The sequence below is a fragment of the Shewanella sp. TC10 genome (assembly GCF_009663145.1).
Lineage (GTDB): Bacteria > Pseudomonadota > Gammaproteobacteria > Enterobacterales > Shewanellaceae > Shewanella.
Window position 1 is genome coordinate 57,554 of record NZ_VKHR01000005.1, and the last position, 13,116, is coordinate 70,669.

A 13,116-nucleotide genomic window follows, 5' to 3' on the forward strand; every position below is an offset into this window, starting at 1 on the left:
TTTCTCCTGAATTATCCGCGTAAGCTGTCGTAGTAGCTACGAATATGCGCAGTTTCTTTGTAACCTTTAGCATTTTTGCTACTAACGTTACTCTCGGTTGCTTGAGCCACACTCACACCTGAAACAGCAATTGCTGCAGTAGCAGCGCTACCTACGGTGATGGCTTTCAGCAAAGATCTGCGGTTCAGATCAGGCTGTTGCTTCTTCATCTTTACTCCCGGTTTAAATCACATCAACTCTTTGGTTAATGCCCTCATAGGCCTTTTCGATTACCAAAAACCAGTTGTTAACAACAAGTTAATAAAAGTAGACCAAAAAGGTAAAAACACTTCTAAATGAATAATGTTCACAAATTAACGGGGCTAATATATAGAGAGATAGGCTGAAATAAATTGATCTGACCCCAGTTCACATTCCAAAAAATACGACAAAATCGACAAAGCGTTAACTAGGTCATACTTTAAAATGAGTATCTGTTATTAGTCATCGAATGTGCCTTAAAGCAGGGAGGAAATGATTGTTAAAAACCTTAACATCTCATTAAGTTAGCACTGTTTGTAATACTTAATGAGTAGTGATAATTCTTCTTATTCACTTATAGCTTTTGGTGATTAAAACCAGTCACGGTAGTACTTTTAGCTATTAAGGATGTGAGTAATACAAGATTAAGTTCCATTCATGAACTCATTAACAATCAAATGACTTTACGAGCATCTGTTAGGCCAAATTAAGAGCCTTATCAATCTGTGGATTTAAGATTTAGAGGGGTAAATATAGGGATAGCTAAACCAAAGTAAACTCGGTCAAAGTTACCTCTTCGAACTCGAGCTAACGAAAGGTATAACTAAACTCAAACTTAATGGATAGTTTGGCTTGTTAAATTAGCCAATGAACAGTCAGTCTATTTACAAAGTCAGAACTTTAACCCGCAAAACTGAGTGTTAAAACTTATTTGGTAAATTGGAAAAATCGATTAAAAATAAAAACACCCCAACGAGATAATCTCAGTTGAGGTGTTTTTTCACAGCGTAAGCTAAATTGCTTTTGCTAATTTACTTTTGGTATTTCAACGTACCGTTGGCTTTGATTTCATCGTACCAAAGATTGTGATGCTGGATTGCCCAGTTCTCATCACAATAACCTGAAACCATAGATTCCATACCACCTTCACTTAATGCTGTTGCCATCCAAATGTGTACTATCGTGAATGCAATTAAAATTGCAGCACTAACACCATGAACAAGTAACGCAAGCATTGAAGCTTCTCGCGGTAAATCTAAGCCAGGAAGCACTAACATCATGCCTGATACGCTGATAAATAGACCAAAGAATACTAAGGTCCAAAACCACATCTTTTCACCAGCATTAGCAAAGCCACTGTCTGGATGCTTGCCTTTGAAAGGACCAAAGTTGATGTAACCACCGACCACGAGGAACCATTTCAAATCGTACATTTTAATGGTTTGTAGTGGCATCCATTTAACAATACATACCAACCAAGATACGATGAAAACAGGACCTGTCCAATCATGTACAAACTTACTGAAAGCAATGACCCCTGCCCAAATACTGCTACTCACATAAGGTTGTATTACAATTTTACCTAATATGATTACCAGACCTGTCAGCATCAGAGCTAAACACGCAATTGCCATAATCCAATGCAACACAATATCTGCTTTAGACCACCGTTCAACCATCTTGCCTGAAAAACCTTTGGTTAATCTTGCTGGGCCATTGACAAAATAGAATGCTAAAAATGCACCAAATACACCTACTAGAGCTAACGCTACAGCCGGAGTAATATAATCATCTCTAATTATTCTACCTTCATTGCCGCCAACATTAATCAGCACACCCGGCTCGATGCCTTGTGCGGTAGTACGGCCAGCTTCACCGCCTTTTACTGCCCGCCATAACTCAGCTGGATTATCCTTCGCTGCCTGCTGCTTACTTGATTGTTCATCTGCTGCTAAAGTTGTGGTTGAAAACCCTAACCCCATCACCAGAACCAACAGAGCAAACAAGCTACGCAGTGATTTGTTTAACTGTTTGTTTAACATTGTCACTCCTTGCTTGGTAACGGACAAAGTCCGTTACCTTTTGCACTGCCTAAACCATATCACCCGTTTTTGGGTCATAGCCCCAAATCACATTCGGGTTACCGCGTTTCGACATACGTTCACGGTAAATGGTTGATACGATATCAGCATCACCAGCTAACAATGCTTTAGTTGAACAAAGCTCTGCACACATAGGTAATTTGCCTTCAGCAATACGGTTTGCACCATACTTCTGACGCTCGGCATCTGAATGATTCTCTTCTGGGCCACCGGCACAGAAAGTACATTTATCCATTTTGCCTCGGCTACCAAATGCTGTCTTTTTCGGGAACTGTGGAGCACCGAAAGGACAAGCATAGAAACAGTAACCACAACCGATACACGTATCTTTATCATGCAATACAATGCCGTCGTCGGTTTGATAGAAACAATCCGCCGGACAAACGGCCATACAAGGTGCGTCAGTACAGTGCATACATGCAACTGAGATTGACGCTTCGCCTGGTTCACCATCATTGATAGTAACCACACGACGACGTTGAATACCCCACTCTAGAGCGGAATCGTTTTCGTTCTTACAAGCTGTGACGCAACCGTTACACTCGATGCAGCGTTTTGTGTCACACAAAAATTTCATGACTGCCATAGTGGCTTATCTCCTCATCAAGTTAATTAGGCTTTGCTGATCTGACACAAGCTAGACTTAGTCTCTTGCATCTGAGTCACAACGTCATAACCATAGGTCATTACAGTATTGGCAGATTCACCAATAACATAAGGAACCGTGCCTTCTGGGTAGCTCTTCTCTAGGCTCTTGCCTTCGAAAACACCCGCGAAGTGGTATGGCATGAAACATTCACCAGCAATGACTCGTGGAGTCACCATTGCTTTAACTGTGATTTTAGCGCCTTCTGGACTGTGAACGAATACGTCATCACCATCACGTAAGCCGCGATCTGCTGCATCAGCAGGGTTAATCTCAATAAACATTTCTTGCTGTAGTTCTGCAAGCCATGGATTTGAGCGCGTTTCTTCACCACCACCTTCGTACTCAACTAAACGACCCGTTGTTACAGCTAATGGGAAGTCTTTTGCAAAGTCTTTATCTTGAATAGACTTATACAGAGTAGGAAGACGTGCAACCATGCGATCTTCGTAGGTTGGGTACTTAGACACTAAGTCACGACGAGGGGTATATAATGGCTCGCGATGGATTGGGATATCATCTGGGAAGTTCCAAACAATAACACGCGCTTTCGCGTTACCGTAAGGGATACAACCGTGATTAATCGCAACACGTTGGATACCACCAGAAATATCTGTTTTCCAGTTTTTCCCTTCAGCATGAACTTTTTCTTCAGCGGTTAAATCATCCCACCAGCCAAGCTGTTTAAGCATGTCTGCGGTAAATTCAGGATAACCGTCTTGAATTTCACTGCCTTTAGAGTAAGAACCTTCAGCAAGAATGTTGTTACCTTCATGCTCTACACCATAACGTGCACGGAAGTTACCGCCACCATACTTAACTTCACGTCCAGTGCGGTACAGAATTTGTGTACCTGGATGTTTGTTTTCTGGTGTGCCCCAACAAGGCCAAGGTAAACCGTAAGTTTCACCTTTAGCTGGGCCGCCTGGTGCTTCTAAGCTTTCAATATCGAAAGTGCCCCAGTTTTCTTGGTGCATTTTCAAACGCTCAGGGCTTTGGCCTGTATAACCAATAGTCCACATACCTTTGTTGAACTCGCGAGTCATATCTTCAATTAATGGCTCATCGCCATTCACTTTAATATGCTTACAGAATTCAGCTTCGATGCCCCATTTTTTCGCCAGCTTGTACATAATAATGTGGTCAGCTTTTGACTCAAATAAAGGCTCGATAACCTGTGTACGCCACTGTAGTGAACGGTTTGAAGCCGATACAGAACCGTAGGTTTCAAACTGTGTCGCTGCTGGTAGTAAATACACACCATCAGTACGTTCGTGCATAACACCTGCCATTGTTGGGAAAGGATCCACAACAACTACTGTGTCCATTTTGTTCAATGCTTCACGCACTTCACGGCCACGAGTTTCAGTGTTAACTGATTGACCCCAGAAGAATGACATACGGATGTTGTCGTTCTGAGCAATCTTAGATTTGTCTTCAAGAACACCATCATGCCAACGTGAACATGGGATACCCGTTGAAGTCATTGGATCTTGACCTAAATGTTGAACTTGGTCGAAACGGCTTTTAACCCAATCGAAATCAAGATCCCATACATTACACCAATGCTGCCAAGAACCCGTTTTCAGGCCGTAGTAACCAGGCAATGTATCGAACAGTAAGCCAAAGTCAGTTGCACCTTGAACGTTATCGTGACCACGGAAAATGTTAGTACCACCACCTTCAACACCCATGTTACCAAGGGCTAATTGGAGGATACAGTACGCACGAGTGTTAGCATTACCAACGTGATGCTGAGTACCACCCATACACCAAACCACAGTACCAGGTTTAGTTTCTGCTAGTAATTTAGCTACACGATACATTTGCTTCTCAGGTACACCAGCAACATTTTCAACTTCTGCAGGGTTCCACTTCTTCACTTCCTCACGGATACGTTCCATACCGTATACACGTTGGTCGATGAAAGTTTGGTCTTCCCAGCCGTTTTCAAAAATATGCCACAACAAACCATAAATGTAAGGAATATCCGTACCAGGACGAATATGCACGAACTCGTCAGACTTAGCTGCAGTTCGGGTGAAACGAGGGTCGACTACGATAATTTTCGCGCCGCGCTCTTTACCTTCAAGGATGTGTTGCATTGAAACTGGGTGAGCTTCACAAGGGTTCGAACCGATGAACATCATCGCTTTCGATTTACGAATGTCATTAAATGAGTTCGTTTGCGCACCGTAACCCCAAGTGTTTGCAACACCGGCTACAGTGGTAGAGTGACAAATACGTGCAGAGTGGTCGACGTTGTTCGTGCCCCACATTGCCGCTAATTTGCGGTACATATAAGCTTGTTCGTTAGAGAACTTTGCACTACCCATAAAGAATACTGAATCAGGACCAGACTCTTGACGGATATCTAAGGCTTTTTGGCCTACTTCTTCAATGGCTTGTTCCCAAGAAAGTTTCTTCCACTTTCCGCCTTCCAGCTTCATTGGGTACTTAAGACGTTTCTCACCATGACCGTGCTCACGCAATGCAGCACCTTTAGCACAGTGACCACCAGCGTTAAATGGATGATCGAATGCTGGTTCTTGACCAGTCCACACACCATTTTGTACTTCAGCATAAATACCACAGCCCACTGAACAGTGAGAACAAATAGTACGTTTTACTTCTGTTGGTGCATCATGTGGTACATCTTTGGCTTCAGCTTTACGCATCATTCCAGCACCAAGCATTGATGCCGCTGCAATTCCGCCGGTAGCGAAAGTTGCTGACTTCAAGAATTGGCGACGATTCAGTCCAAGTGCAGGTTTTTCTGCTACTTCAACTTTTTCTGTTTTGCGGGTTAATCGCATCACATATTCTCCTTAATTTACTTACTACGTAATGTGTCGTAGTAACTACGTACATGGCTTGTTTCTCTGTAACCATCACTTTTACCCACAACTGGTGTGGCTTCTGGTGAGGCAGCAAGAGCTTGTCCGCTAACAGTCGCAACTGCGCCAGCGGCACTACCGACGGCCAATGCTTTTAGCATTTGACGACGATCCATGACGGAAGCTTGCTTCTTCATAGTCTCTCCTTAATGTAACGCTTGAATAACAGGGTTCTAAGGCCCTAGATTGAGTGGGAGTTGCCTCCCTTTTCGGTCTATGCCACTGAATGAACATCCAGTGGCATAAATCTTTGCACCTGCAATAACTGTGGCTAAATTAAGATGCCAACTCGTTAGTTGAAGGTTCAATTTTTTCCGCACTTTCTGAAGCTGCAGCTTCTGCTTCACTACCTGGGCAGTTCACAGGAATATCTAAGCTTAATTGCTCAAATTCATTCGCTTCAATTTCAAAAAATGCTTTTGCTAACTGTGCAACAGGTGCGTAAAACGCAGCACTTGGTGTCTTTTCTAATGTGTCACAGAAACGGGCAATCCAGCTGCCAATATGGCGTTGGTAAAACGCTAACTGACGGTAACCTGGTGCTTCTAAAATCAGCGTACCCATCACTTCACATAATGCAGCAACATGATCTTCAGGCTCTTTGACTTCATCTTCACGAGCAAAGCCTAATTGCAGTAGATCTTGACGCAACAATGCTAAGGGCTTGTCCATCAATGAGCCGGTCATGAACCAGCTACCGTATGGCAATACTTCACCTCGTCCTACACCATAGAAAATGTTGAAGTACTCTTCTTCAAGTTCTTTTTCTGTGTATTTGGTTGCTGCTACTTTCAATGCAACCCAAGCGGCAGTGATGTCATTTTCTTCTTCTGCATCAACTTCAAGATCGGCTAAAAACGCAAGTAATTCAGCACTTGGTTGACGACGTAATAAGGCTGCCAATATTTGGTAAATATCTGCCCGTAGCTGATCGTTTTCTGAAATTTCTCTAACTAATTCGGTCATATCGGGTCTCTTATCGAAGTTGCTTCTCAGGGTCTTCAAGAATGTCTTCAAACATATCTTTTACGCGGCAATCACCACACATTTTTAAACGCTCTATGTTGGCGTTAAATGCTGAGTGACCTCCAATCATATCTATCATGCGATGAACCATAGATTGAGTCGCAAACGCTGTACCACAGCGAATACATTCAAAAGGAGGCTCTTCTTTTAAGGTTTGACGCTGCTGACGTGATGCCTGTTCTAGATTGATTTGCGAGGTAATACTAATCACATCTTCAGGACATGAGCTTTCACACAAACCACATTGAACGCAATCTTGCTCAACAAAGTGAAGCGCAGGTTTGTCACCACCATCAGTTAATGCTTGGGTTGGACACGTCGCAACACATGACATACACAAGGTACATTTATCAGCGTTTACTTCGACTTTACCGTAAGGCACATTGCTAATTGCAATGCTAGTGTCAGTCGCTGCAGCTTGTTCATTAAGATGATCAATCGCAGCATATAAAGTGTCACGTTTAGTCGTTGGAGAGAAAGCTGCTGGCACAATTAATGGCCAATCTAGGCTTATAGCCAGCTTGTCATTTAGTGATGCCAAAGTCTGTGTATCAATCAAGCTAATACGTTGCGGCTGACCCATTTCATCTAGAATAGTATTCGCTAGTGACAATTCGCCATTTAACATTTGCGTCAATGTCGGCGCTGTAGCATCAGTATTTAAAATTAATACCTGACGAGCACCCCAAGCTAATGCAGACATCCAGTGATCAATACTGGCGACAGTAATTTCTTCCAGTTCAACCGGAATAATGTCACCCACTAAATCAGCGGTAATGTGCTCTGCACCAACAGCGCTATCATGGAATAAGATAACTGGCGCTGCTTGAGCTTGCTCAAGGTAGCGGCTAACTAACTTTTGAATATAGCTGTGAAGAGCTTGCGGCGTTGGTAAATCAAAAGCGATTGCACCTGTTGGACAGGCATTGGTACAACTACCCGCGCCATGACAAAGGTATGGATCGATTTCAATTTTCTGCTCGATACTGCTAATGGCATCTGCAGGACAGAAGTTCAAACAACGGTTACAGCCATTAACGCCATTACGGTTGTGAGCACAAATATCACTATTCACTTTTACATAACGAGGCTTATCGAACTCACCGACTAGATCAGGAATTTGATCTAATGCATCCGCTAATTTCTCAGCATCTTGGCCGACGTAAAAGTAACCAGGTGGAAGCATTTCAAGGTTAAGGCATGGGCTCATGCTTAAGTCTAAAACGATATCAAAGTGTGGCTTGCGAATTGCCACTAAGCTCAATTCAGCAGCATTGCTGTCTTGGCCTTCACTTTCTACCGTCACTTGGAATTGGCCTAAGAAGCCTTTAACCGAGATAAGTTTGTTGTAATAGCTTTCACTATTAACTGCAGCATTCATTACCGCTTCAAGATGTTCTTCATCTTGGCTAGTAATTGCTTCGTTAGCCAAAATTACGGTATTGGCCATAGTAGACAGTTTGTCTGCAGCTAATCGAGCCAAATCTTCTGGGCCGATGACTAACACATTGCCTTCAGTCGTGTAACTGACTGTTGGCGGAATCAAGTTTTGAATCACTTGAGTCTGTGCTAATACCTGCTGACGAACTTGTTGTAGTTCAAGCGGGGTTTGACTATTGCTCACATTGCGTTCCTGAACAGTTTTTAGCATGTGGAAGACTTATTCTGTGCTGTAAATCCATTAGTCATTGAGGCTTTCATCTTTAAGCATCAATCACATCAGCTCGAAATCTATAAGTTCTTCACCTGACACACCAAAATAGTGGACATAAAATTATTTGCTGATAATTAAGCTTTAGTTTGCTCTTGAAGCGGTTGTTCCGCTTCCTGTGCCATAACCAGATCATCACTCTGATTAACTAAATCTGTTTCAGCGACTAATTCACTCTTCTCATTTAATACTTGCGGGGCATCAGTTGCATCACCAACTGTGTCATCTCCCTCGCTTGCTAATAACGTTTCATCTTCAGCAGTTTCTTCTTCGTCTTTCATGACGTTTCGGAATACTTTTTTAGCCAACTCAGCTGAGACTTCTGGACTCAATTTAGGTTGGTTGCTGTAATCAAGGGCATACTCAAGTAGGCCATCAATTTCGTTATACTGTGGTTGTTTCCATAACGCTTTTAACGCTGCTGATTTTGCTTCGGGAGAAACATTGGCTCCCATAAACGAAGCAAAACTACCACCAACTTCAATTTTATCTGGATCCGGTAAATCTTCAGCTTCAAGTAACTTGTCAGCTTGGTCAGCATCTGTTGCGACCGTTTGACTCTCAAGATGTTCACTGTCATCTGCTGACTCAGCTTGCGTTGCTTCTGCGAGTTGCTCTTTATCAGCTAACTCTTGTGCCGCTTCTGCTTCAACTTGTTCTCTACGTTCACTCCAACGCGAGAAAAAACCTCTAGGTTTATCGCTCATTAATGACTCCGAAGATGATCTACGCTTGGGCCTTGCCCTTTACGACGATTAACATGTCTACGTCGCTTAGCTGATATCTCAACTTCTCCATGACGAGTAATAAATGCTTCTACCCAACAAGCCAACGCTTCTGGCATAGGTACATTAAGCACAGGGGTTTCTGACTCTAAACAGCCTGCAGCTACGTTTTGATCACAAGATATTGCTGCAGGAACGAGCGTTTCATCAGCTAATTCATCACAAACGATATATAACATGGTGTTATCCATATCGAGGTTGATACGGTAGCTACCACGCTCATCTTTGTGCAATTCAAATAGCACTAACTTAGCCCCTTCAGGCGCTTCGTGAGTTGCTGGAACCATTTGATCGACTTCCCATGTCACAGAAGGCCAGCGACCTATCATCTTTTCCACTTTCTTCAATGAGACGTACATTGGCCAAACATTTTCAGTATGTTGCATAAAAACTTTGCCCTTAAAACATAAACCAACGAGGAACCAACAAAAACACAATAAATACATAAAGTTGATTAACAATTGTGTGACCAAAAATATTGAGAATTACGGTCATATTCCTCTATATGGTCATTAATCTGCAATAATGATGCCAGATAAAATCAAACCAAAAATTTGACCTAGATCGCTTAATTAACTCTAAGAGTAGGACAATTTGTCCATATTGCTAATTTTACTAGGACATAAGGCTACGTTAATTAGCTGTTACTGATTAACTTTTGGGTTAGATCACGCATTTACAATCTACTTACTATTAGAGGAACAAAAGTTGCTATGCTGATATGCAGTTAGTTTTTATCACGATTCTCATCTTCGAGCCGATGATGGCTATGGATGACACAATCAGAGGCCTCAATATCAATGACACAATCCAATACCCGTGCCAGTGCTCCACTTAAGCTAGTCAAAACACAAGCAGAAGTCCCATTAACTCTACCTGTTAAAGCCATAAACGAATTAGGTGAGAGCATTGATAAGTTTGTCGCCTGTGAACGTCCATTGACGGTTTATTTAAATTGGCAGCCCATTGTTACCCTAATGACCTTAGGCGCAAAGCCTGAGTCGTTAGCACTTGGCTATTTAAAAAACCAAGGATTCGTCAGTGATGCTAACTTGCTTAAATCAATCATTGTCGATTGGGATGTCAACTCAGCGGCAATCTTAACTCAAGAAAAAACAGCGGATTTAGATGAGAAACTATCTGAGAAAACAGTCACATCAGGTTGCGGCCAAGGCACTGTTTATGGTGGTTTTATGCAAGGGCTTGATGACATTAACCTGCCTAAACCTGAGCTCAAACAATCGACCTTGTATAGACTGTTAAAAAATATTAACGCCTACAATGACACCTACAAAAATGCAGGTGCTGTTCATGGCTGTGGTATTTGTAAAAACGACCAAATACAAGCATTCATCGAGGATGTGGGTCGCCACAATGCGGTGGACACTTTAGCGGGTGATATGTGGCTTGAAGGTGAAAGTGGTAACGATAAAATCTTTTACACTACGGGTCGTTTAACCTCAGAGATGGTGATAAAAGTCGCTAAAATGGGGATTCCAGTATTATTGTCTCGTAGCGGTGTAACCCAAATGGGTCTTGAACTAGCTCAAAAGATGGGAATTACTATTATTGCTCGCGCCAAGGGTCGTCACTTCCTTGTTTACCATGGCGCTGAAAACATTGAGTTTGATGCCAATAAAGATAAGTAACATTTCTCAATAGATATATGGTTAACAACCTCCTAAAAGAGGCTGTTAACCATCATTGCATATTTCTAAATTTAGCCCACTGCTCTCGCTGGGTTTCAGTTAAAAAACTCCACGCCAATACTCGGGTAATCTTGTTACCTTGTTGCATTTCAATGGTTTTAACACTGTTTGCCGATAGTTTTTTTAGTAAGGCATAACAAGGCTTTAAATTCTCTGATTTAGACACCAATGAACTAAACCACAGACACTGTGAAGCAAACTGCTGACTTTCAGTAATCATATTTGCTAGAAACTGTTGCTCTCCGCCTTCACACCACAATTCAGCTTTCTGGCCACCAAAATTCAAACTGCTTGATGCTGATTTTGCACCATATTCAGAAACCACAGACTGTGGTTTTTTGGTCGCTTTTTTAGCGCGATTAGCGGCTAAATTGGCATTCTTTTTAATGCTACCTTGCGTTGCTTCTTCCAATGAACGATGAAATGGAGGGTTGCAAAGCGTGATATCAAAACGCTCATTTTTAGCAATAATCCCGTTAAAAATGTGGTTAGCATTTTGTTGAAGCCGTACCGTCAGCTTTCGACTAATCGCCTGATTTTTCTCAGCAATACTTGCTACATTGGCAATAGATATAGGGTCGATATCGCTGGCAACAAATTGCCAACCATAAGACTGAATGCCAAGCAGAGGATATATACCGTTTGCTCCTGTACCTATGTCCAACGCTTTGACTTTTTGCCCTTTAGGCACTTTGCCATTGGTAGCTAGTAAGTCCGCAATGTAATGCAGATAATCAACTCGACCAGGAACTGGTGGGCATAAGAAATCTTCAGGTATATCCCAATGTTCAATTTGATAATCGGTTTTTAAAATCGCTGCGTTGAGGCATTTAACAGCTTGTGGATCAGCAAAATCTATCGATAAGTTACCGTAAGGGTTTGGTTTTACAAAGTGGGACAATTTGGGACACTCTGAAATAAGCTTATCAAAATCATAACCTTGGTTGTGCTTATTTCGAGAGTGCAGCTTCTTTGAAGTCGCTTTTACTGTGTTAGCCTTGCCTGAGTGTGCTTTGTTGGTTGCCGTTTTCACTTGCTTAGCACGCTTTACCTTGTGAGCTGATTTACCTGCAGTGCTTGTCGTTTTAGTTGCAGATTTAGCTGCTGATTGAGATTTATTCTGTTTCATTAATCGTATAAATATTTAGTAAACAACAAATTAACCACGATTTGTTGTCCTGTTTCTTCTTCTAATAGTCGATTGACCGTTTCGTAGCACTCACGGCGAATGTCTTCACGACCCGTTAATGACTTCACTTTATCTTCGGCTTGATTCCCTAGCACTTCTACAATTGCTGAACGTAATAATGGATCATGATGTTCAATAAGCAATAAATGGTCTGGGTCTTTTACCATCAGCTCAACACTGATTTTTACGAAGCCTAATTTTTTACGGTTTGAAATGTAGTTGGTGACAATATCGGGTTCAAAACCATAATAAGCAAAGTTTTCTAGCGCTTTTTCATCGGCACTATGTACATTCATTGAAAACATCATTGAAAGTAAAATTGCGTATACGTACTTTGCCATAGTTAATCAAACTCCATTATTTATATATGCGCTGTCGTGATAAACTGCCCCCGTTTTGTACATTGTAACGAGTAATGAATGACAGTGACCAGCTTAAGCTTTCCCTACGGTGAATCAATCCAGTGGTTTTCACCTGAGAAATTCCATTCTATGCCAAAAACAGCCCTAAAAGAATGGTTACTTGCTACGGGCAGTTTAACTCAAAAATTAAGAAGCTGTTGCCAAGATTTTGAAGTCAAAGTCTTGGGCGAGCATCTCACAACGCCATTAGCCGGAGAGTGTCCTCACCAAAGCCGTGTTTGGGTGCGAGAGGTTTTACTGTGCCTTGATGGGGAACCTTGGGTGTTTGCTCGAACTTTAATACCAGAAGACTTAACCTCTAATCATCAACATAACTTTAAAGGCTTAGGAACCAGACCTTTAGGTGAGTTGCTGTTTTCAAGTAATGATATTGTTCCAGGAAAAATCGAAGTTGCTGAGTTTGAAAGTTGCAGTAAATTAGCCCAGCTTGCTACCAGTTTATCTCAACAAGTAAATGCGCCTTTGTGGGGCCGCCGCCGTTATTTTAATTTAGCAGAGCAAGACATTATCGTCAGTGAAATATTCCTGCCTGCGGCTGTAACTAAAATCAATATGATGAGCGAGCTTTGCCATCAAACAAGCTGCAAAAGCTAAATCCAACCTCTTTG

General features: G+C 42.0%; 13 protein-coding genes. 2 read left to right on the forward strand and 11 right to left on the reverse strand.

Going from position 1 to position 13,116, the window contains the following annotated elements:
- Positions 1–11 precede the first annotated feature (11 nt).
- The 9 genes from FNZ24_RS02860 to FNZ24_RS02900 all read right to left on the reverse strand — a co-directional run bounded on the left by FNZ24_RS02860 (position 12) and on the right by FNZ24_RS02900 (position 9,574).
- On the reverse strand, positions 12–209 hold the full coding sequence (locus FNZ24_RS02860) for a twin-arginine translocation signal domain-containing protein (RefSeq protein ID WP_102527589.1): 198 nt from the start codon (positions 207–209) through the stop codon (positions 12–14).
- An 843-nt stretch (positions 210–1,052) separates the two neighbouring features.
- Entirely contained in the window at positions 1,053–2,063 is a 1,011-nt protein-coding gene (locus FNZ24_RS02865) for a formate dehydrogenase subunit gamma (RefSeq protein ID WP_153912915.1), read from the reverse strand.
- Positions 2,064–2,112: 49 nt separating this feature from the next.
- Entirely contained in the window at positions 2,113–2,709 is a 597-nt protein-coding gene (gene fdh3B, locus FNZ24_RS02870) for a formate dehydrogenase FDH3 subunit beta (RefSeq protein WP_153912916.1), read from the reverse strand.
- Between the two features lie 26 nt (positions 2,710–2,735).
- Complete coding sequence (locus FNZ24_RS02875; RefSeq protein ID WP_153912970.1) at positions 2,736–5,585, reverse strand: formate dehydrogenase subunit alpha; 2,850 nt, start codon at positions 5,583–5,585, stop codon at positions 2,736–2,738.
- A 17-nt stretch (positions 5,586–5,602) separates the two neighbouring features.
- The gene (locus tag FNZ24_RS02880) at positions 5,603–5,803 is read right to left on the reverse strand and encodes a twin-arginine translocation signal domain-containing protein (protein WP_153912917.1); all 201 of its coding nucleotides are present in this window, start codon (positions 5,801–5,803) and stop codon (positions 5,603–5,605) included.
- Positions 5,804–5,942: 139 nt separating this feature from the next.
- Positions 5,943–6,632 (reverse strand): TorD/DmsD family molecular chaperone, encoded by a 690-nt coding sequence (locus FNZ24_RS02885; protein WP_153912918.1) that lies wholly within the window; start codon positions 6,630–6,632, stop codon positions 5,943–5,945.
- Between the two features lie 10 nt (positions 6,633–6,642).
- On the reverse strand, positions 6,643–8,343 hold the full coding sequence (locus FNZ24_RS02890) for a 4Fe-4S binding protein (RefSeq protein WP_153912919.1): 1,701 nt from the start codon (positions 8,341–8,343) through the stop codon (positions 6,643–6,645).
- 137 nt (positions 8,344–8,480) lie between these two features.
- Positions 8,481–9,110 carry a DUF3306 domain-containing protein gene (locus FNZ24_RS02895; protein ID WP_153912920.1) on the reverse strand — a complete coding sequence of 210 codons (630 nt, stop codon included), beginning with the start codon at positions 9,108–9,110 and terminating at the stop codon, positions 8,481–8,483.
- A complete protein-coding gene (locus FNZ24_RS02900; RefSeq protein ID WP_153912921.1) occupies positions 9,110–9,574 on the reverse strand; it encodes a DUF3305 domain-containing protein in 465 nt (154 codons plus the stop codon). The genes FNZ24_RS02895 and FNZ24_RS02900 overlap by 1 nt, the downstream gene beginning before the upstream one ends.
- A 414-nt stretch (positions 9,575–9,988) precedes the next feature.
- On the opposite strand from FNZ24_RS02900, the gene FNZ24_RS02905 reads away from it, so the two are divergent.
- Positions 9,989–10,837 carry a formate dehydrogenase accessory sulfurtransferase FdhD gene (locus tag FNZ24_RS02905; RefSeq protein WP_228768354.1) on the forward strand — a complete coding sequence of 283 codons (849 nt, stop codon included), beginning with the start codon at positions 9,989–9,991 and terminating at the stop codon, positions 10,835–10,837.
- A gap of 52 nt (positions 10,838–10,889) precedes the next feature.
- Here FNZ24_RS02905 and rlmF read toward each other — a convergent pair whose 3' ends face one another.
- Together rlmF and FNZ24_RS02915 are read right to left on the reverse strand one after the other, a co-directional pair.
- On the reverse strand, positions 10,890–12,026 hold the full coding sequence (gene rlmF / locus FNZ24_RS02910; protein ID WP_153912923.1) for a 23S rRNA (adenine(1618)-N(6))-methyltransferase RlmF: 1,137 nt from the start codon (positions 12,024–12,026) through the stop codon (positions 10,890–10,892).
- Positions 12,026–12,427: a flagellar basal body-associated protein FliL gene (locus FNZ24_RS02915; RefSeq protein ID WP_153912924.1), complete on the reverse strand. Its 402-nt coding sequence runs from the start codon at positions 12,425–12,427 to the stop codon at positions 12,026–12,028. Before FNZ24_RS02915 ends, rlmF begins: the two co-directional genes overlap by 1 nt.
- A gap of 78 nt (positions 12,428–12,505) precedes the next feature.
- Here FNZ24_RS02915 and FNZ24_RS02920 point away from each other — a divergent pair, with 78 nt between their 5' ends.
- On the forward strand, positions 12,506–13,102 hold the full coding sequence (locus FNZ24_RS02920; RefSeq protein WP_153912925.1) for a chorismate--pyruvate lyase family protein: 597 nt from the start codon (positions 12,506–12,508) through the stop codon (positions 13,100–13,102).
- Positions 13,103–13,116 lie beyond the last annotated feature (14 nt).